Source organism: Acidovorax sp. LjRoot117, from assembly GCF_964252695.1.
GTDB lineage: Bacteria > Pseudomonadota > Gammaproteobacteria > Burkholderiales > Burkholderiaceae_C > Acidovorax.
On sequence record NZ_CAXUPO020000006.1, the window covers coordinates 95,231 to 115,802 of the forward strand.

15 protein-coding genes, 2 tRNA genes and 1 pseudogene are annotated in these 20,572 nt (G+C 63.8%); 17 read left to right on the forward strand and 1 reads right to left on the reverse strand.

The genetic code is table 11. The annotated features are described in order from the left end of the window. Positions 1 to 13: 13 nt before the first annotated feature. The 17 genes and pseudogenes from ACSQ3D_RS16990 (at position 14) to ACSQ3D_RS17070 (ending at position 19,233) form a co-directional block, all read left to right on the forward strand. Positions 14 to 89: transfer RNA gene (locus tag ACSQ3D_RS16990), tRNA-Trp, on the forward strand. Positions 90 to 179: 90 nt separating this feature from the next. Then, on the forward strand, positions 180 to 566 hold the full coding sequence (gene secE / locus ACSQ3D_RS16995) for a preprotein translocase subunit SecE (RefSeq protein WP_436127666.1): 387 nt from the start codon (positions 180 to 182) through the stop codon (positions 564 to 566). Next, a complete protein-coding gene (nusG, locus tag ACSQ3D_RS17000; RefSeq protein WP_056410084.1) occupies positions 563 to 1,159 on the forward strand; it encodes a transcription termination/antitermination protein NusG in 597 nt (198 codons plus the stop codon). The genes secE and nusG overlap by 4 nt, the downstream gene beginning before the upstream one ends. Before the next feature lie 161 nt (positions 1,160 to 1,320). Then, positions 1,321 to 1,752, forward strand: coding sequence for a 50S ribosomal protein L11 (gene rplK / locus ACSQ3D_RS17005; protein WP_007850051.1), 432 nt, complete (start codon positions 1,321 to 1,323; stop codon positions 1,750 to 1,752). 1 nt (position 1,753) lies between these two features. After that, positions 1,754 to 2,452, forward strand: coding sequence for a 50S ribosomal protein L1 (gene rplA, locus ACSQ3D_RS17010; RefSeq protein ID WP_056410082.1), 699 nt, complete (start codon positions 1,754 to 1,756; stop codon positions 2,450 to 2,452). 240 nt (positions 2,453 to 2,692) lie between these two features. Continuing rightward, a complete protein-coding gene (gene rplJ / locus ACSQ3D_RS17015; protein ID WP_056165010.1) occupies positions 2,693 to 3,217 on the forward strand; it encodes a 50S ribosomal protein L10 in 525 nt (174 codons plus the stop codon). A 39-nt stretch (positions 3,218 to 3,256) separates the two neighbouring features. Next, complete coding sequence (gene rplL, locus ACSQ3D_RS17020; protein WP_056410080.1) at positions 3,257 to 3,634, forward strand: 50S ribosomal protein L7/L12; 378 nt, start codon at positions 3,257 to 3,259, stop codon at positions 3,632 to 3,634. 258 nt (positions 3,635 to 3,892) lie between these two features. Next, complete coding sequence (rpoB, locus tag ACSQ3D_RS17025; protein ID WP_056410078.1) at positions 3,893 to 8,005, forward strand: DNA-directed RNA polymerase subunit beta; 4,113 nt, start codon at positions 3,893 to 3,895, stop codon at positions 8,003 to 8,005. Positions 8,006 to 8,026: 21 nt separating this feature from the next. Then, positions 8,027 to 12,265 carry a DNA-directed RNA polymerase subunit beta' gene (rpoC, locus tag ACSQ3D_RS17030; protein ID WP_436127667.1) on the forward strand — a complete coding sequence of 1,413 codons (4,239 nt, stop codon included), beginning with the start codon at positions 8,027 to 8,029 and terminating at the stop codon, positions 12,263 to 12,265. A 193-nt stretch (positions 12,266 to 12,458) separates the two neighbouring features. Further along, the gene (locus ACSQ3D_RS17035) at positions 12,459 to 13,133 is read left to right on the forward strand and encodes a LemA family protein (RefSeq protein WP_436127668.1); all 675 of its coding nucleotides are present in this window, start codon (positions 12,459 to 12,461) and stop codon (positions 13,131 to 13,133) included. 22 nt (positions 13,134 to 13,155) lie between these two features. Next, on the forward strand, positions 13,156 to 14,661 hold the full coding sequence (gene rsmB / locus ACSQ3D_RS17040) for a 16S rRNA (cytosine(967)-C(5))-methyltransferase RsmB (RefSeq protein WP_436127669.1): 1,506 nt from the start codon (positions 13,156 to 13,158) through the stop codon (positions 14,659 to 14,661). Between the two features lie 43 nt (positions 14,662 to 14,704). Further along, complete coding sequence (locus ACSQ3D_RS17045) at positions 14,705 to 15,283, forward strand: DUF4390 domain-containing protein (RefSeq protein ID WP_436127670.1); 579 nt, start codon at positions 14,705 to 14,707, stop codon at positions 15,281 to 15,283. Next, positions 15,280 to 17,574, forward strand: a complete 2,295-nt coding sequence (locus ACSQ3D_RS17050; protein WP_436127671.1) for an ATP-binding protein — start codon at positions 15,280 to 15,282, stop codon at positions 17,572 to 17,574. The genes ACSQ3D_RS17045 and ACSQ3D_RS17050 overlap by 4 nt, the downstream gene beginning before the upstream one ends. A gap of 41 nt (positions 17,575 to 17,615) precedes the next feature. Then, positions 17,616 to 18,299: a response regulator gene (locus tag ACSQ3D_RS17055; RefSeq protein WP_056422728.1), complete on the forward strand. Its 684-nt coding sequence runs from the start codon at positions 17,616 to 17,618 to the stop codon at positions 18,297 to 18,299. A 72-nt stretch (positions 18,300 to 18,371) separates the two neighbouring features. Beyond that, positions 18,372 to 18,447, forward strand: a tRNA-Phe gene (locus tag ACSQ3D_RS17060). Positions 18,448 to 18,631: 184 nt separating this feature from the next. Then, positions 18,632 to 18,832 (forward strand): annotated as a pseudogene (locus ACSQ3D_RS17065) (Arm DNA-binding domain-containing protein); the annotation flags it as partial. Between the two features lie 77 nt (positions 18,833 to 18,909). Beyond that, positions 18,910 to 19,233 (forward strand): tyrosine-type recombinase/integrase, encoded by a 324-nt coding sequence (locus tag ACSQ3D_RS17070; protein WP_436127672.1) that lies wholly within the window; start codon positions 18,910 to 18,912, stop codon positions 19,231 to 19,233. Here the strand turns inward: ACSQ3D_RS17070 and ACSQ3D_RS17075 are convergent. Then, complete coding sequence (locus ACSQ3D_RS17075) at positions 19,217 to 20,572, reverse strand: type II toxin-antitoxin system HipA family toxin (RefSeq protein WP_436127673.1); 1,356 nt, start codon at positions 20,570 to 20,572, stop codon at positions 19,217 to 19,219. The two genes, ACSQ3D_RS17070 and ACSQ3D_RS17075, sit on opposite strands and share 17 nt — an antisense overlap.

The window sequence follows — 20,572 nt, forward strand, 5'->3', positions numbered from 1 at the left end:
GCAAGGTAGATACAGGGGTATAGCTCAATTGGCAGAGCGTTGGTCTCCAAAACCAAAGGTTGTAGGTTCGATTCCTACTGCCCCTGCCACTTGAAAGTGGCCCTCAACAAGCCCGCCAGACCCTGGCGGGCTTCGGTGTCTTAAGCGACGCCGGGACTCGTAGCAGGAATTACTCAAACATGGCCACTTCACAGGTTGAGACCGTCAATACAGGCGCAGACAAAGCCAAGCTCGCGGCAGTGGTGGCTTTGGTCATTGCGTCGGTGGCTGGTTTCTATTTGCTGAGCAAGCAAGGTTCAATCGTCCAGTGGGCCGCATTGATCGTCGGCCTGATCGCGGCAGTTGCCGTCTTCCTGATCTCGGAGCCAGGCCGCCAGTTCGTCGCCTTCGCCCAGGAAGCCTGGCGTGAAGTCAAGAAGGTCGTCTGGCCGACCCGCAAGGAAACCTTGCAGATGACCGCGTATGTGTTCGCCTTCGTGGTGATCATGGCGCTTTTCCTGTGGTTCACCGACAAGACGCTGGAGTGGGTCTTGTACGACTTGATTTTGGGATGGAGAAAGTCATGACGAGCGCTACGGAAATCACTGGAGCTGAGGCTCCTTCTGGCGCTTCTGCTTCCGCCAACCCTGACCTGCGTTGGTACATCGTTCATGCCTATTCGGGCATGGAGAAGGCGGTGGAGCGCAACATCCAGGAGCGCATCGCCCGTTCGGGCATGGAGACCAAGTTCGGTCGCATCCTGGTGCCCACCGAAGAGGTGGTGGAGATGAAGAACGGCCAGCGCAAGACGACCGAGCGTCGCTTGTTCCCCGGCTATGTGTTCGTCGAAATGATCATGGACGACGACACCTGGCACTTGGTGAAGCACACCAGCAAGGTGACCGGCTTCGTGGGTGGTGCAAAGAACCGTCCCGCCCCCATCTCTGAAGACGAAGTGCAAAAGATCGTCAGCCAGATGCAGGAAGGCACGGAAAAGCCGCGCCACAAGATCGAATTCATGGTGGGCGAGCTCGTGCGCGTCAAGGAAGGCCCGTTCACGGACTTCAATGGCTCGGTCGAAGAAGTCAATTACGAAAAGAGCCGCGTGCGCGTCTCCGTGATGATCTTCGGTCGCTCCACGCCCGTCGAGCTGGAATTCGGTCAGGTCGAAAAGACCTAAGCCTTTCGGCCCAGGCCGCAGGTCTGCCGTCAGGCAGGACCACACATTTTGGATCCCGCGCTTTCGACTCGGCGCGGTGATTGTCAGGAGAGAGTCTTAACCCCGGGGAGCCGATGCTGCATGCTGCAGCGGATGGCGTCATCACCCGCAAGGAGTAAAACATGGCGAAGAAAATCGTCGGTTTCATCAAGCTGCAAGTTCCAGCTGGTAAAGCCAACCCATCCCCACCTATCGGCCCAGCACTGGGTCAGCGTGGCCTCAACATCATGGAGTTCTGCAAGGCATTCAATGCGCAGACCCAGGGCGTTGAGCCAGGCCTGCCATTGCCCGTGGTCATCACGGCTTTTGCAGACAAGAGCTTCACCTTCATCATCAAGACGCCGCCAGCGACGACCCTGATCAAGAAGGCCATCAAGCTCGACAAGGGTTCTTCGAACCCACTGAAGACGAAGGTCGGCAAGATCACGCGCGAACAGCTCGAAGAGATCGCCAAGACCAAGATGAAGGACATGAACGCTGCCAACGTCGACGCCGCAGTGCGCACGCTGGCTGGCTCTGCACGCTCGATGGGCGTGACGGTGGAGGGTTTGTAAAATGGCCAAGCTGACTAAAAAGCAAAAAGCCCTGCAAGGCAAGGTTGACAGCACGAAGCTGTACGCATTCGCTGAAGCAGTTGCGATCGTGAAGGACGCCGCTACGGCCAAGTTCGACGAATCCATCGACGTCGCCGTGCAGCTTGGCATCGATGCCAAGAAGTCCGACCAAGTGGTTCGCGGCGCCGTGGTGCTGCCCAACGGTACCGGCAAGACGACCCGCGTGGCCGTGTTCGCCCAAGGCGCCAAGGCTGAAGAAGCCAAGGCTGCTGGCGCCGACATCGTGGGTATGGACGACCTGGCCGCCATGGTCAAGGCCGGCGACATGCCTTTCGACGTGGTGATCGCTGCCCCTGACGCCATGCGCGTTGTGGGTACGCTGGGCCAGATCCTGGGCCCACGTGGCCTGATGCCCAACCCCAAGGTCGGCACCGTGACCCCTGACGTCGCCACGGCCGTGAAGAACGCCAAGGCTGGCCAGGTGCAGTTCCGCGTCGACAAGGCCGGCATCGTGCACAGCACGATCGGCCGCCGCTCGTTCGACAACGACAAGCTGCAAGGCAATCTGGCTGCACTGATCGATGCCCTGACCAAGGCAAAGCCAGCTACCAGCAAGGGTGTTTACCTGCGCAAGGTGGCCGTGTCTTCCACGATGGGCCTGGGTGTCCGCGTGGATACGCAAACCATCGCTGCAGCGTAATTGCAAGAAATCTTCGGGCCGGCCTTCACGGGCAGGCCCGATGTGGTGGGCTGGGGCTGCCAAGGCAGCCGCAGGCCATCCAAGACCGTTGGTGCGCGATCAGGTCGCGCTTAAAGCCACACAAGGCACCAACGCAGATGGCGATCCCGCTGCAGATGGAAAATTTTTCCGAAACAGTTGGTCGCTGCAACAAGAGCGCGCATGAGGCAACCGCCGAGTGCGCATTTTAAGGAGTAGACCTTGAGTCTTAATCGCAGTGAGAAAGAAGCGGTCATCAGTGAAGTGACCAGCCTCGCCGCTAAAGCTCAAACGCTTGTGATCGCGGAATACCGTGGCATCACGGTCGCCGACATGACCAAACTGCGTGTTGATGCTCGCAGCAAGGGCGTGACCCTGAGTGTTCTGAAGAACACCCTGGCTCGCCGTGCTGTGGCAGGTAGCGCATTTGACGTGGTGGCAGACCAGATGACCGGTCCGCTCATCTATGGCTTCTCCGAAGACGCTGTGGCCGCCGCCAAGGTGGTGGCCGATTTCGCGAAGACCAACGACAAGCTGGTGATTCGCGGTGGCGCTTTCGGTGGCAAGGCCCTGGATGTCAACGGCGTTAAGCAACTGGCCAACATTCCTTCCAAGGAAGTTTTGCTGGCTCAGATTTGTGGCTTGCTTATGTCCCCTATGTCGCGTACGGCCGTTGTGCTGGGCGCACTGGCGGCGAAAAAAGGCGAAGGCGCAGCCGAAACGGCCGCCGAACCTGTTGCGGCTTGATAGCCCGGCAGACAACCAACTAATTGTTAGGAAATAAAAATGGCATTCGATAAAGACGCATTTTTGACCGCTCTGGACAGCATGACGGTTCTGGAACTCAATGACCTGGTGAAGGCCATTGAAGAGAAGTTTGGCGTGAGCGCTGCAGCCATGGCTGCACCTGCTGCCGGCGGCGGCGGCGGCGGCGCTGCAGCTGCTGAAGAGAAGACGGAATTCAACGTGGTGCTGACCGAAGCCGGCGCCAACAAGGTGTCCGTCATCAAGGCTGTGCGCGAAATCACCGGCCTGGGCCTCAAGGAAGCCAAGGACCTGGTGGACGGCGCTCCAAAGAACGTCAAGGAAGCTATTGCCAAGGCTGACGCCGAAGCAGCAGTCAAGAAGCTGGTGGAAGCCGGTGCCAAGGCTGAACTGAAGTAATTCAGTCCCCTTCAAGGGCTGGAGTGCTCCTCGCGGGCCTCCAGCCTTTGGTGCTTTCAGAGCGCACCCGAAAACCCCGGTCGGTTTTCGAGTGTCTTCTGTCAATCCCGACAGCAGAAGACGCCTTGGTTCGGGTGATGTGCAACGCATCACCGTCCGCCATGGTTGGTAGTGGCCAACCGCCAAGCCCGCACGGAAACCTCTCCATGCGGGTCAGTCGTCGAAGACCCAGGACTCATGTCTTTGCCCGGAGATCTCATGGCCTATTCCTACACCGAACGCAAGCGAATCCGCAAGAGCTTCGGCACCCGCGATAGCGTGCTCGAAGTTCCTTATCTGCTGCAAATGCAGAAGGACGCATACACCGCATTCCTGCAGGCAGATAAAGCACCGCAGAAACGAACCATTGAAGGCCTGCAGGCTGCGTTCGACGCCGCTTTCCCTATCGTCTCCCACAACGGTTTTGTGGAGATGAAGTTCATCGAGTACAACCTGGCCAAGCCCGCCTTCGACGTGCGCGAGTGCCAGACCCGTGGTCTGACGTTCGCCTCGGCCGTGCGTGCCAAGGTCCAGCTGATCATCTATGACCGCGAGTCCTCGACGTCGCAGTCCAAGGTGGTCAAGGAAGTGAAGGAGCAAGAGGTCTACATGGGCGAAGTGCCTTTGATGACCGACAAGGGCTCGTTCATCATCAACGGTACCGAGCGCGTGATCGTGTCCCAGCTGCACCGCTCCCCCGGCGTGTTCTTCGAACACGACAAGGGCAAGACGCACAGCTCGGGCAAGCTGCTGTTCTCGGCGCGCATCATCCCCTACCGCGGCTCGTGGCTGGACTTCGAATTCGACCCGAAGGACATCCTGTACTTCCGCGTGGACCGTCGCCGCAAGATGCCGGTCACGATCCTGCTCAAGGCCATCGGCCTGAACCCCGAATCGATCCTGGCGAACTTCTTCGTCAACGACAACTTCCGCCTGATGGACAGCGGCGCGCAGATGGAGTTCGTCTCCGAGCGCCTGCGCGGCGAAGTGGCCCGTTTCGACATCACCGACAAGTCTGGCAAGGTCGTCGTGGCCAAGGACAAGCGCGTCACGGCCCGCCACACCCGCGAACTGGAGCAGTCCGGCACCACGCACATCAGCGTGCCCGAAGACTTCCTGATCGGCCGCGTCGTGGCCCGCAACATCGTGGATGCGGACACCGGCGAAATCATTGCCAAGGCGAATGACGAACTGACCGAAGCGCTGCTCAAGAAGCTGCGCTCGGCCGGCGTGCAGGACCTGCAGGTCATCTACACCAACGAACTCGACCAGGGCGCCTACATCTCGCAGACGCTGCGCATCGACGAAACGGTGGACGAGTTCGCGGCCCGCGTGGCCATCTACCGCATGATGCGTCCCGGCGAGCCGCCGACGGAAGACGCCGTGCAGGCCCTGTTCCAGCGCCTGTTCTACAACCCCGACACGTACGACCTGTCGCGCGTGGGCCGCATGAAGTTCAACGCCAAGATCGGCCGCGACGAATCCACCGGCCCCATGGTGCTGTCCAACGAAGACATCCTGGCCGTGGTCAAGATCCTCGTGGACCTGCGCAACGGCAACGGCGAAGTCGATGACATCGATCACCTGGGCAACCGCCGCGTGCGCTGCGTGGGCGAACTGGCCGAAAACCAGTACCGCACGGGCCTGGCACGTATCGAAAAGGCTGTGAAGGAGCGTCTGGGCCAGGCCGAGCAAGAGCCGCTGATGCCGCACGACCTGATCAACAGCAAGCCGATTTCGGCCGCCCTGAAGGAGTTCTTCGGTGCGTCGCAGCTGTCGCAGTTCATGGACCAGACCAACCCGCTCGCCGAAATCACGCACAAGCGCCGTGTTTCCGCACTGGGCCCGGGCGGTCTGACCCGCGAACGTGCCGGCTTCGAAGTGCGCGACGTGCACGTGACCCATTACGGCCGCGTCTGCCCTATCGAAACGCCTGAAGGCCCGAACATCGGCCTGATCAACTCGCTGGCGCTGTACGCCCGCCTGAACGAGTACGGCTTCATCGAAACCCCGTACCGCCGCGTGGCCGATGGCACGGTGACGAACGAGATCGACTACCTGTCGGCCATCGAAGAAGGCAAGTACGTGATCGCGCAGGCCAACGCCGTGCTCGACAAGGACGGCCGCCTGACCGGTGACCTGGTCTCTGCCCGTGAGAAGGGCGAATCCATCCTGTGCGGCGCAGACCGCGTGCAGTACATGGACGTGTCGCCCGCGCAGATCGTGTCGGTGGCGGCATCGCTGGTTCCGTTCCTGGAGCACGACGATGCGAACCGCGCGTTGATGGGCGCCAACATGTCGCGCCAGGCCGTGCCTGTGCTGCGTCCTGAAAAGCCCCTGGTGGGCACGGGCATCGAGCGCGTGGCTGCCGTGGACTCGGGCACCGTGGTCACGGCCACCCGCGGCGGTATCGTCGACTATGTCGACGCGACCCGCATCGTGGTGCGCGTGAACGACGAGGAAGCCGTGGCCGGTGAAGTGGGTGTGGACATCTACAACCTCATCAAGTACCAGCGTTCCAACCAGAACACCAACATCCACCAGCGTCCCATCGTCCAGAAGGGCGACAAGCTGGTCAAGGGTGACGTGATCGCCGACGGCGCATCGACGGACTTCGGCGAAATCGCCATCGGCCAGAACATGCTGATCGCGTTCATGCCCTGGAACGGCTACAACTTCGAAGACTCGATCCTGATCTCCGAACGCGTGGTGGCCGAAGACCGCTACACCTCGATCCACATCGAGGAACTGGTGGTCATGGCCCGCGACACCAAGCTGGGCGCCGAAGAAATCACGCGCGACATCCCGAACCTGTCGGAGCAGCAGCTGAACCGCCTGGACGAGTCCGGCATCATCTACGTGGGCGCTGAAGTGCAACCCGGCGACACGCTGGTGGGCAAGGTCACGCCCAAGGGCGAGACCACCCTCACGCCCGAAGAGAAGCTCCTGCGCGCCATCTTCGGCGAGAAGGCTTCCGATGTGAAGGACACCTCGCTGCGCGTGGACCAGGGCTCGTCGGGCACCGTGATCGACGTGCAGGTGTTCACCCGCGAAGGCATCCAGCGCGACAAGCGCGCCCAGCAGATCATCGACGATGAACTCAAGCGCTTCCGCCTGGACCTGAACGACCAGCTGCGTATCGTCGAGGCCGACGCCTTCGACCGTATCGAGAAGCTGCTGAACAACCGCGTGGCCAACGGCGGCCCGCAAAAGCTTGCCAAGGGCACCAAGATCGACAAGGCCTACCTGGCGTCGGTCGAGAAGTTCCACTGGTTCGACATCCGCCCCGCGGAAGACGAAGTCGCCACGCAGCTCGAGTCCATCAAGAATGCGCTGGAGCAGACGCGCCACAGCTTCGACCTGGCCTTTGAAGAAAAGCGCAAGAAGCTCACGCAAGGCGACGAGCTGCCTGCGGGCGTGCTCAAGATGGTCAAGGTGTACCTGGCCGTCAAGCGCCGCCTGCAGCCTGGCGACAAGATGGCCGGCCGCCACGGCAACAAGGGTGTGGTCTCCAAGATCGTCCCGGTCGAAGACATGCCTTACATGGCCGACGGCACCCCCGCCGACATCGTTCTGAACCCGCTGGGCGTGCCTTCGCGGATGAACATCGGTCAGGTGCTGGAAGTCCACCTGGGCTGGGCCGGCAAGGGCATTGGCCAGCGCATCGGCAACATGCTGCAGGAAGAAGCCAAGGCTTCCGAACTGCGCAAGTTCATGGAAGAGGTCTACAACTCCCGCGGCCGTACCGAGGACCTGTCGCAACTGAGCGACGACGACCTCATGGCCATGGCGGTCAACCTCACCAATGGCGTGCCGTACGCGACCCCGGTGTTCGATGGTGCTTCGGAAGAAGAAATCAAGGACATGCTGAAGATCGCCTACCCGGACGACATCGCCGAGCGCAAGGGCCTCACGCCCACGCGCACCCAGGCGTACCTGTTCGACGGCCGCACCGGCGAACGCTTCGAGCGTCCGACGACCATCGGCTACATGCACTATCTGAAGCTGCACCACTTGGTGGACGACAAGATGCATGCCCGTTCGACCGGTCCTTACTCGCTCGTCACGCAGCAACCGCTGGGCGGCAAGGCGCAGTTCGGTGGCCAGCGTTTCGGGGAAATGGAAGTGTGGGCGCTGGAAGCTTACGGCGCCGCCTACGTGCTGCAGGAAATGCTGACGGTGAAGTCCGACGACGTGGTGGGCCGTACCAAGGTGTACGAGTCCATCGTCAAGGGCGAGCACGCGATCGAAGCCGGCATGCCGGAATCGTTCAACGTGCTGGTCAAGGAAATCCGTTCGCTGGGCCTGGACATCGAGCTGGAACGCTCCTAAGCAGAAAAGGAAAGAGTCACTATGAAATCGCTACTCGACCTGTTCAAGCAATTCACGCCGGATGAGCACTTCGATGCCATCCGCATCGGCATGGCTTCGCCCGAAAAGATCCGCTCGTGGTCTTTCGGCGAAGTGAAGAAGCCCGAGACCATCAACTACCGCACGTTCAAGCCCGAGCGCGACGGTCTGTTCTGCGCCAAGATCTTCGGCCCCATCAAGGACTATGAGTGCCTGTGCGGCAAGTACAAGCGCCTCAAGCACCGCGGCGTGATCTGCGAGAAGTGCGGCGTTGAAGTCACGCAGACCAAGGTGCGCCGCGAGCGCATGGGTCACATCGACCTGGCCGCGCCCTGCGCGCACATCTGGTTCCTGAAGTCGCTGCCATCGCGCCTGGGCCTGGTGCTCGACATGACGCTGCGCGACATCGAACGCGTGCTGTACTTCGAAGCCTACGTGGTGACCGACCCCGGCATGACCCCGCTGAAGAAGTTCAGCATCATGTCCGAGGACGACTACGACGCCAAGCGCAAGGAATACGGCGACGAGTTCATCGCCAAGATGGGCGCCGAAGGTATCAAGGACCTGCTGGAATCCATCGACATCGACCTGTCGATCGAACGCCTGCGCGGCGACCTGACCGGCTCCGAAGTCAAGGTCAAGAAGAACGCCAAGCGCCTGAAGGTGCTGGAAGCCTTCAAGAAGTCGGGCATCAAGCCCGAGTGGATGGTGCTCGAAGTGCTGCCCGTGCTGCCACCGGACCTGCGTCCGCTGGTGCCGCTCGATGGCGGCCGCTTCGCCACGTCCGACCTGAACGACCTGTACCGCCGCGTCATCAACCGCAACTCGCGCCTGCGCCGCCTGCTGGAGCTGAAGGCCCCTGAAATCATCGCCCGCAACGAAAAGCGGATGCTGCAGGAAGCCGTCGACTCGCTGCTGGACAACGGCCGCCGTGGCAAGGCCATGACGGGCGCCAACAAGCGCGCGCTGAAGTCGCTGGCCGACATGATCAAGGGCAAGTCGGGCCGTTTCCGCCAGAACTTGCTGGGCAAGCGGGTGGACTACTCGGGCCGTTCCGTGATCACCGTGGGTCCGACGCTCAAGCTGCACCAGTGCGGCCTGCCCAAGCTGATGGCTCTGGAGCTGTTCAAACCCTTCATCTTCTCGCGCCTGGAAGCCATGGGCATCGCGACGACGATCAAGGCTGCCAAGAAGGAAGTCGAATCCGGCACGCCGGTGGTGTGGGACATCCTGGAAGAGGTCATCAAGGAACACCCCGTGATGCTCAACCGTGCGCCTACGCTGCACCGTCTGGGCATCCAGGCCTTCGAGCCCATCCTGATCGAAGGCAAGGCCATCCAGCTGCACCCCCTCGTCTGCGCGGCCTTCAACGCCGACTTCGACGGTGACCAGATGGCCGTCCACGTACCGCTGTCGGTGGAAGCGCAGATGGAAGCCCGCACGCTGATGCTGGCCTCCAACAACGTGCTGTTCCCCGCATCGGGCGAACCCTCCATCGTTCCTTCGCAGGACGTGGTGCTGGGCCTGTACTACGCCACCCGTGACCGCATCAACGGCAAGGGCGAAGGCCTGGTGTTCGCCGACACCGGTGAAGTGCAGCGTGCTCTGGACGCCGGCGAAGTCGAACTCGCCGCCAAGATCACGGTGCGCATGACCGAGTGGACCAAGAACAAGGAAACGGGCGAATTCGTTCCGTCCACCTCGCTCGTGGAAACCACCGCCGGCCGTGCACTGCTGTCCGAGATTCTTCCGAAGGGCCTGCCGTTCTCCAACATGAACAAGGCGCTCAAGAAGAAGGAAATCTCGCGCCTGATCAACGTGTCCTTCCGCAAGTGCGGCCTGAAGGAAACGGTCGTGTTCGCCGACAAGCTGCTGCAAAACGGCTTCCGTCTGGCCACGCGCGCCGGTATCTCGATCGCCATCGACGACATGCTGGTGCCTCCACAGAAGGCCGGCATCATCGAGCGTTCCGAGAAGGAAGTGAAGGAGATCGAACAGCAGTACGTGTCCGGTCTGGTCACCTCCGGCGAGCGCTACAACAAGGTGGTGGACATCTGGGGCAAGGCCGGCGACGAAGTGTCCAAGGTGATGATGGCCCAGCTGTCGAAGCAGAAGGTCATGGACCGCCACGGCAAGGAAGTGGACCAGGAGTCCTTCAACTCCATCTACATGATGGCCGACTCGGGCGCCCGGGGTTCTGCGGCGCAGATTCGCCAGGTGGCCGGTATGCGGGGCCTGATGGCCAAGCCTGACGGCTCGATCATCGAGACGCCCATCACCGCGAACTTCCGCGAAGGTCTGAACGTGCTGGAGTACTTCATCTCCACCCACGGTGCCCGTAAGGGTCTGGCCGACACGGCGCTGAAGACCGCCAACTCGGGTTACCTGACCCGCCGTCTGGTGGACGTGACGCAGGATCTGGTGGTGACCGAAGAGGATTGCGGCACTTCCAATGGTTCGCTGATGCGCGCCATCGTCGAAGGCGGTGAAGTGATCGAATCGCTGCGCGACCGTATCCTGGGCCGCACCGCGGCCGAGGACGTGCTGCACCCCGAGAACCGCTCGGTGCTGGTGCCTGCCGGCGTGATGCTGGAAGAAGACCTCATCGAAGATATGGAAGCCGCTGGTGTGGACGAGGTGAAGGTGCGCACGGCACTGACCTGCGAAACCCGCTACGGCCTGTGCGCCAAGTGCTACGGACGCGACCTGGGCCGCGGCGGCCTGATCAACCTCGGCGAAGCCGTGGGTGTGATCGCTGCCCAGTCCATCGGCGAGCCCGGCACGCAGCTGACCATGCGTACGTTCCACATCGGTGGCGCCGCTTCGCGTGCAGCCATCGCGTCGAGCGTGGAAGCCAAGTCCAATGGCGTGATCGGCTTCAACGCCACGATGCGCTACGTGAGCAACACCAAGGGCGAGCTGGTCGTCATTGCACGTTCGGGTGAGATCATCATCCACGACGAGCATGGCCGCGAGCGCGAACGCCACAAGGTGCCTTACGGCGCGACGCTGACGGTGAAGGCCGACCAGACCATCAAGGCTGGCACCATCCTCGCCAACTGGGATCCGCTGACGCGCCCCATCATCACCGAGTTCGCCGGCCAGACCAAGTTCGAGAACGTCGAAGAAGGCCTCACGGTGGCCAAGCAGGTCGACGAAGTGACCGGCCTGTCCACGCTGGTGGTGATCGACCCCAAGCGCCGCGGCGCTGCCAAGGTCGTTCGTCCACAGGTGAAGCTGATCGACGCGCAAGGCAACGAAGTGAAGATCCCTGGCACCGACCACTCGGTGACCATCGGCTTCCAGGTGGGCGCGCTGATCCAGGTGCGCGACGGCCAGGACGTGGGCCCCGGCGAAGTGCTGGCCCGTATCCCGGTCGAAGGTCAGAAGACCCGCGACATTACCGGCGGTCTGCCCCGCGTGGCCGAGCTGTTCGAAGCCCGTACTCCGAAGGACAAGGGCACGCTGGCCGAAATGACCGGTACCGTGTCGTTCGGCAAGGAAACCAAGGGCAAGGTCCGCCTGCAGATCACCGATCCTGAAGGCCACGTGTTCGAAGAACTCGTGCCCAAGGAAAAGAACATCCTGGTGCACGAAGGCCAGGTGGTGAACAAGGGCGAATCGATTGTGGACGGCCCCGCCGATCCGCAAGACATCCTGCGCCTGCTGGGCATCGAAGAGCTGTCGCGCTACATCGTGGACGAAGTGCAGGACGTGTACCGCTTGCAGGGCGTGAAGATCAACGACAAGCACATCGAGGTGATCGTTCGCCAGATGCTGCGCCGCGTCGTGGTCGAGAACGTCGGCGAGTCGAACTACATTGCCGGTGAACAGGTCGAGCGCTCCGAGATCCTGAACACCAACGATGCACTGCACTCCGAAGGCAAGATCGCCGCGACCTACAGCAACCTGCTGCTGGGTATCACGAAGGCATCGCTGTCCACCGACTCGTTCATCTCGGCGGCTTCCTTCCAGGAAACCACCCGCGTGCTCACCGAGGCTGCCATCATGGGCAAGCGCGACGAGCTGCGTGGCCTGAAGGAAAACGTGATCGTGGGTCGCCTGATCCCTGCCGGTACCGGCATGGCTTACCACCAGGCACGCAAGGCCAAGGACGCCATGGACGACGCAGAGCGCCGTGCCATCGCCGACGCTGAAGCGGCAGAAATGGAAGCCCAGGCGGATACGGCGGACGTCGAAGGCGGCGCCACGGTGTCTGCCAGCGACAACACGGCCGACTAAGGCAACGCCCGAACAGGTCTGCGCCATGCGCGAGGGACTTGTTCGCCGCTGCCCCGAGCCCCCGGGCCGTCATTGAAGCGCTCCCGTCCTGTCCCAGGCAGGCCGGGAGCGTTTTTCATGGTGCCTCTTTTTCCGTTCATCTCTTCTTCGGGCCGTGCGCGCCACGTGGGCGCCGCCGGCAGATGTGCATTGCATGTGGTCATCGCCTCTTTTCTGGATCGTCTTTGCCATCGCACTGTTCTGGGCGCTGGGGGCCTACAACCGGCTGATGCGGTTGCGCTCGGCCGTCGTGCAGTCGTTCGGCAGTTTTGACGCGCACATGGTGCGCCTGATGGCGCTGCTGGGTGAGTTTCATGCGTCCTGCGCCGTGCAGCGCGACGGGGCGATGCCGCCGCCGGCAGACCAGGAGATCGCAGCGCTGCAGGGCGCCACCACCCAGCTGAGTGCGTCGCTGGCCGTGGCCCGTGCCCGGCCCTTGCGTGCCGATGCGATGGCAGCGCTGGCTGCTGCGCGCGATGTGCTGCATGCCAGCTGGCCCGGCGCGCTGCGCAAGGCACAGGAAGCCGCGGCCGCTGCACAGCCGGCTCCCGCCCCGTCGGCGGCACAGGCGGCCGAAGGGCCGGTGGCGGTGGCGGTTGCGACCACAGCCACACCGGGCGAAGAGGAGGGGGAAGAGGGCACGGCCCCGCTGGCCGAGGTACCGCCCGCGTTGTTCTGGCCGGTGCGCTGGAACGACCACATACAGCAGAACGAACAGGCCATCGCCGTCTTCAACGACGCAGTGGTCCAGTACAACGAAGCCATCGCCCAGTTCCCGGCCAACCTGCTGGCCTGGGCGTTCGGCTTCAAGGCGGCGCGTGGGCTGTAGCGCCTGACCGCAAGGACCCACCATGATGAGCCCCTCACATTCCCACGGCGGTGCACCCCGTGCCCCGCGGCGCCCGCAGGGTGCAGGCCCTGCGCCCGCTGGCCACCGCAACAGCGCGCCATCGGCCGGCCACCAACCGCAGCAGCAGCAGCAGCAGCAGCAGCAGCAGCAGCAGCAGCAGCAGCAGCAGCAGCAGCCCGTGGCGCTGTGGCAGCAACTGCTGGCCGTGGCCGCCGCGCTGCAGGCCATTCGGTCCGGTCAGTCCGGCACAGCGGCGCTGGCGGCGGTGGACGCGGCCCTGCGCCCCGGCGTGCAGGCGCTGCTGTTCCAGGTGCTGCGCCAGGCCGGGCGCGCCGAAGCGCTGCGCCGGGCCATGGTGCCGCGCACGCCGCCCCCGGCCGCAGACGCCTTGCTCTGCACCGCCCTGGCGCTGTGCTGGAACCCGCAGGAATCTCCCTACGAGCCCTTCACCCTGGTGAACCAGGCGGTCGAGGCTGCCAAGCGCCACGCCGCCACGCGCGCACAGGCGTCCTTCATCAACGGCTGCCTGCGCAGATTCCTGCGCGAGCAAGCCGCGCTGGTACAAGGCACCGACGCCGATCCGCTGGCGCGCTGGAACCACCCCGCCTGGTGGATAGCGCGCTTGCGCAAGGACCACCCCGCGCACTGGGAGCAGATCCTGCAGGCCAACAACACCCACGCGCCCATGACGCTGCGGGTCAATGCACAAAAAAGCCCGCTACCGCTCTACCAGCAAGCGCTAAGCGCTATTAATTTGGAAGCAAGGCCGGTGGGCCCGTCAGGGCTGGAGCTGCGCCAGCCCGTGCCGGTGCAGGCCTTGCCGGGCTTTGGCGACGGCCAGGTGTCCGTGCAGGACGCGGCTGCCCAGCTGGCGGCGCCCCTGTTGCTGAACGGGCTCGACCTGTCTCAGCCCCTGCGGGTGCTGGACGCCTGCGCCGCCCCGGGCGGCAAGACCGCCCACCTGCTGGAAATGGCCGGTGCCGGTGCGCCCCTGCAGGTGACCGCGCTGGAGATCGACCCGGTGCGCAGCGCGCGCATCGGTGAAACCCTGCAGCGGCTGGGGCTGCAGGCAAACGTGCTGGTGGCCGATGCCGCGCGCCCCGAGGACTGGTGGCAGCAGCACTGCGGCGGTGCGCTTTTCGATGCCATCTTGCTGGATGCGCCCTGCACGGCGTCGGGCATCGTGCGGCGCCATCCCGATGTGCGCTGGCTGCGCCGCGAGAGCGACATCGCCCAGCTGGCGGTGCTGCAGGCGCAGCTGCTGGCGGCCTTGTGGCCCCTGGTGCGCCCCGGCGGGCGGCTGCTGTACTGCACCTGTTCCGTGTTCCGCGCCGAGGGAGACGGGCAGGTTCAAACGTTTCTTGCGCACAACACCGATGCGCAATTGCTGCCGTCGCCCGGGCATTTAATTCCCGGTAATGGGGACAAGGCCGGGGCTGTCCCGGACAATCAGTTCGGTGACCACGACGGATTTTTTTACGCACTGTTGCAGAAATCGCCGCAATGAGCCTCCACGGGCCCATTGGCACCTGCTGTGTGGCTGGATCCTGGTGCTGTGGGGCTGCCTTTTCCTCACATCCACCGCGCTGGCGGCCTCATCCTCCGTCCCCGAAGTGGGCGACCTGCGGATCGACCGCACCGAAGACGGCCTGTACCTGAGCGCCAACCTGCAGGTCGCGCTGCCCGAGCTGGCCGAGGATGCCCTCTACAAAGGCATCCCCATGTACTTTGTGGCCGAGGCCCAGGTCACCCGCGACCGCTGGTACTGGTACGACCGCCAAGTGGCAGAAACTAGCCGCTATCTGCGCCTAAGTTACCAGCCCCTGACCCGCCGGTGGCGGCTGAACATCTCGCCCATCCCCTTTACCAACAGCGGCCTGGGCGTGGTGCTGGGCCAGACGTTTGACGAATATGAAGATGCGATGGCCGCCATACAGCGCTTTTCAAGGTGGAAGATCGCCGATGGCGACGTCATGGATGCCGACGGGGTCCACACCGTCCACTTCCGGTTCCGGCTCGACACCTCTCAACTCCCTCGGCCCTTCCAGATCGGCGCCGTAGGCCGCACGGGCTGGAACCTGCTGGTGTCGCGCAGCCAGCGCATCGGCGCTCCCGAGCCCGCCAAGTGAGTTCCGAACCCTCCAGCCCGTCCCCCTCGGCCTCTGCCCACGCGGCGGCCCGCCAGTCCCGCGCTGTGCGTTGGGCGGTGGGGGTGGGCGCGGCCATCATGTCGGCCATCGGGCTGGTGCTGCTGTTCCTGCTCACGCTGGCCACCAACAACCGCGCCCTGTACGAGCGCAACTACGCCTGGCTCTTCGGGGTGAACGTGCTGGTGGCGCTGCTGCTGCTGGCGGTGCTGGCCTGGGTGGCGGTGCGCCTGGCCATGCGGCTGCGTAAGGGGCGCTTCGGCAGCCGACTGCTGGTCAAGCTGGCCGCCATCTTCGCGCTGGTGGGCCTCATGCCGGGGCTGCTGATCTACGTGGTGTCCTACCAGTTCGTCACCCGCTCGATCGAAAGCTGGTTCGACGTGAAGGTCGAGGGCGCGCTGTCCGCCGGGGTCAACCTGGCCCGGGTGTCCCTCGATTCGCTGGCCGCCGACATGGCCTCCAAAACCCGCAACGCCGCGGCCCAGGTGGCCCAGGTGCCCGACGCCGCGGCCGGGCTGGTGCTGGAGCGCATCCGCGACCAGCTGGGCGCCACCGACGTCGTGCTCTGGAACGCGGCGGGCCAGGCGGTGGCCAGCGCCGGCCAGTCCCGCTTCAGCCTCAACCCCGAGCGCCCCAGCGTGTCGCTGCTGCGCACCGTGCGCCAGCAGCGCGCCAGCGCCCTGATCGAGGGGCTGGACGATGTCTCCGACCCTGCCGCCGCGCAGAACGCACGGGTGAAGGTGCTGGCACTCGTCAGCAACCCCAGCGTGGGCCTGCTGGCCGAGCCGCGCTACCTGCAGGCCACATTGCCGTTGCCCGCAGCCCTGGTGGCCAACGCCATCGCCGTGCAGGAGGCCAACCGCGAGTACCAGGAACGAGCCCTGTCCCGCGGCGGCCTTCGGCGCATGTACGTCGGCACGCTCACACTGAGCCTGTTTCTGGCCGTGTTCGGCGCGGTGCTGCTGGCCGTGCTGCTGGGCAACCAGCTGGTGCGGCCCCTCTTGGTGCTGGCAGAAGGCGTGCGCGAAGTGGCGGCAGGCAACCTGAGCCCCAAGGCCGCGCTGCAGGGCAAAGACGAACTGGGCGGCCTGACGCGGTCGTTCGCGCTCATGACGCAGCAGCTGGCTGACGCCCGCCAGGCTGTGGAGCTGAGCATGGGCGAGGTCGATGCCGCGCGCGCCAACCTGCAGACCATCCTCGACAACCTCACCGCCGGCGTCATCGTGCTGGACGAGCGCGGCGTGATCCGCTCGTCCAACCCCGGCGCCACCCGCATCCTGCGCGCGCCCATGGCCGCGTACGAAGGCCGGGCGCTGTCCGAAGTGCCCGGCCTGTCCGAGTTCGCGGCGTCCGTGCAGGGCCACTTCGACGCCTTCCTGGGCGACAACGAACGCCACGGGCTGGACCACTGGCAGCAACCCTTCGAGCTGCATGCGTCGTCCATCGGCGTGGGGCAGCACGCCACCAGCCTGGTCGCGCGGGGCGCAGAACTGCCCGACTCCGCCCGACTGTTGGTTTTTGACGACATTTCGGAAATTGTTTCTGCACAGCGTGCGCAGGCCTGGGGCGAGGTGGCGCGCCGCCTCGCACACGAAATCAAGAACCCCCTGACACCCATCCAGCTGTCGGCCGAACGCTTGGAAATGAAGCTCGCCGGCAAGCTGCCGGCACCCGAACAGGCCGTGCTGACCAAGTCCGTCAAGACCATCGTCGACCAGGTCGACGCGATGAAGCGGCTGGTCAACGAGTTTCGCGACTACGCCCGCCTGCCCGCCGCGGAATTGCAGCTGCTGGACATCAATGCGCTGGTCACCGACGTGCTGAACCTCTACGGCGAAGAGAACGCCACCGTCCGCGTGGAAGCCGAGCTGGACCCGCGTTGCCCCTCGATAGCGGGCGATGCCCAGCAGCTGCGCCAGGTCGTCCACAACCTCCTGCAAAACGCCCAGGACTCCACCGAGCAAGCGCGCGCCACAGCCACCGAGCCGCTGCCGCCCGTGCGCATCAGCACCCGCTGGAGTGAGTCTTCACGCCGCGTGCGGCTCACCGTGGCCGACAGCGGCGGCGGCTTTCCGGCACACATCCTGCAGCGCGCTTTCGAGCCCTATGTCACCACCAAGCCACGCGGCACCGGCCTGGGCCTGGCCGTGGTCAAAAAGATCGCCGACGAGCACGGCGCACGCATCGACCTGTCCAACCGCACCGAAGATGGCGTGGTGCGCGGGGCCCAAGTGTCGTTATCATTCGCCCCTGAACCAGCGTTGGCGGCATAACAACACCGCCCCGCAGTACTTCCCAAGGCGTTTCTACACACATGGCAAACATTCTGGTGGTCGACGATGAGCTCGGCATTCGTGATCTGCTGTCGGAAATCCTGAACGACGAAGGTCACAGCGTAGACCTCGCAGAAAACGCCACCCAGGCGCGCAGCGCCCGGGCCGGGAACAGCTACGACCTGGTGCTGCTCGATATCTGGATGCCCGACACCGACGGCGTCTCCCTGCTCAAGGAATGGGCCACCGCCGGCGTGCTGACCATGCCCGTGATCATGATGAGCGGCCACGCCACCATCGACACCGCGGTGGAGGCCACCCGCATCGGCGCCTTCTCCTTCCTGGAAAAGCCCATCACCCTGCAAAAGCTGCTCAAGGCAGTAGAGCAGGGCCTGGCCCGCAACGCCGCCCACCAGGCCGCACCTGCCGCCGCCGCCCAGGCACCCGTCCAGCCCCCGGCCGACCCCACCTTTGCGCAACTGCCCGCCGTGTCGACCGTGATGGCCGGCGTGGACGCCGGCCCCCACGCCCACCAGGGCTTCGACCTGGATCGCCCCCTGCGCGAAGCGCGCGACGGCTTCGAGAAAGCCTATTTCGAATTCCACCTGGCCCGCGAAGGCGGCTCCATGACCCGCGTGGCCGAAAAGACCGGCCTGGAACGCACCCACCTGTACCGCAAGCTCCGCCAGCTGGGCGTGGACCTGGGCCGCGGCAAGCGCGGTTGATCTTCAGGCATCGTCAAAAATTTCCGTTCATCGCCAGAAAGCCCTTTTTTTCTGGTTATAATTTGAGGCTCAGGCCCGGTAGCTCAGTCGGTAGAGCAGAGGATTGAAAATCCTTGTGTCGGTGGTTCGATTCCGCCCCAGGCCACCACTATTCATTTTGTAGTCGTCCATAGGCGTCCGCAAAAGTTAAAAAGCCCTAAGTAAATTAACGACTTAGGGCTTTTTTCATTCCAGACCCGTCCGTAGTTATCCGCCCCAAGCCAGCACAAAGTGGGGGCAACTTTGGGGGCAACTGCTAGGCTCGGGGGCAACTGCTGCAAAAGTTGCCCCCAATGCCTCTGACAGACACCGCAATTCGCAAGGCCCAGCCTGGGCCCAAGCCCCGCAAGCTGGTCGACGCAAAAGGCCTCTACCTTGAGATTTCCCCGGCTGGGGGCAAGTGGTGGCGGCTCAAGTACCGCATTGCCGGGAAAGAGAAGCGGATCTCGCTGGGCACCTATCCAGAAACAAGCCTCCGGGATGCTCGTGAGAAGGCAGACAGCGCCCGCGAACTGCTGGCCGGTGGACAAGGGACCCCAGCGATCAACGCAAAGCAGAGAGGACCCGAAACGTGGTCGAAGACGCGGCCGCCGCGCGTGCCGAATCTGGGTTGCCCCCAGAAGAAAGCTTTGAGCATGTCGCCAGGGAGTGGTTTGACACCCGCAAGGAGGAATGGGCCCCCAGCTATGGGGAAAAGTTTCTGCGACGACTTGAGGTCGATGTGTTCCCCTGGGTTGGATCAGAGCCCGTCAGCTCCATCACGCCTCCCCAACTGTTGACGGTGGTGCGCCGCATCGAGGGGCGAGGTGCGGTTGAAACTGCACACAGAGCCTTAGATGTTAGCGCCAGTGCAATCGTGATCAGCAGTTCAGCAAGCTTCAATCCTTATGCGTGAGGTTACTTGCGGCGTTCTGCAAGCCGCTAAAGATGCTGTCGGCCATCTGCTCGGGAAAGTCCGCCGGCAGCTTTGCCCGCACCGCGCCCACCACCCCGGGTGTTCGCGCGACCAGGTCGTCCAGGATGAATTGCACCTGCCGGCCGTCATCGCTCACGATGCCGTGGCGTGTGCCCAGTGCGAGCCAATGCCGGCGCAGGATGTCCCGCATCTTCCAGTGCGTATTCTTCGAGCGCACGGCCATGGCCATCTTGGCCTTGAACGGTGAAATTTTCCCTGGCCCCTCGCCGAGCACTGGATAGGCCGACAGCACGTCGTAAAGCGGCGTCAGCTGGTAGCGCCCTGCGGGCCGCAGGAACAGGCTGAAGTTCTTCGCATGGCCGTCCGTGGCGCACAGCATCCAGAACAGCACCTGCGCCTGGAAGAAGGTGCGGCGGTCCTGCTCCCGCGCCATCGAGCCCTCCAGCACGTCCAGAATGCGGACCATGCCCGGACCGCCATCGGCTTCGTACTTCGCTCCCGGAGGGGTGCCAGTGGCTTGGCACAGGTCTTCCTGTGGAAGTCGAACGAGGCGGCGGTCGCCTGTCGGGCTGTCCCACCATGCGCGGTCGAAGCGTTCAACCGACAGTGCCGTCATATCCTCGAACTGCACGGGTGCACACGCTGCTACGGGCAGCCCGAACTCCCGCAGTACCAGCGAGCACAGCCACTCGTTTTCGACCGAGTCGCGCATGTCGATCTTCATGCCGCCGATCAGCCCCAGGGGCAACTTGAGGATGTGCGTGGTGGGCGTGCTCCCGCGGGGCAGGTGCCACTGCCCGTTGTGATGCAGCAGCGCGGTTTTCTCCTGCGCGCCCGCGATGGAAATCCGGAAATCGTCGTCGCTGCTCGCCAGTCCCAGCGTGTTCGGGGTCGTAGTGCCACGCAAGACCTCGGCGACCTGCGCGTCGCTCAGGGGTTCGGCTTGCAGGGGCGTGATTCCCGCCGAGGCCTGGCCATCGGGCAGGATTTCGAGTGCGCCCACACAGTCTCGGCCGATCTCGGACAGCAGGTCGAAGGCGTCAGTGGAACCCATGCGGTAGCGGCGAGCGACCCGTTCACGGATGTCCTTGCTGTCAGGAAGCAGGTTCTCGAAATAGGCGCGAACCTTGTCGCCGCGATGGGGGGCGTTGCCTGGGGTGAAGGGCAAGGACAATGACAGTGCACGTCCTTGCTCTGAGCTGGCCCATGTTGGGTCGTACTGCAACATGTCCGGCGCGTTCGGTGCCAGGCTCCAGGTGCCGACGAAAGCGCCGTTCATCCAGAGGCCCAGAGCGCGCTTGTGTGAGCGGCGTCCCAT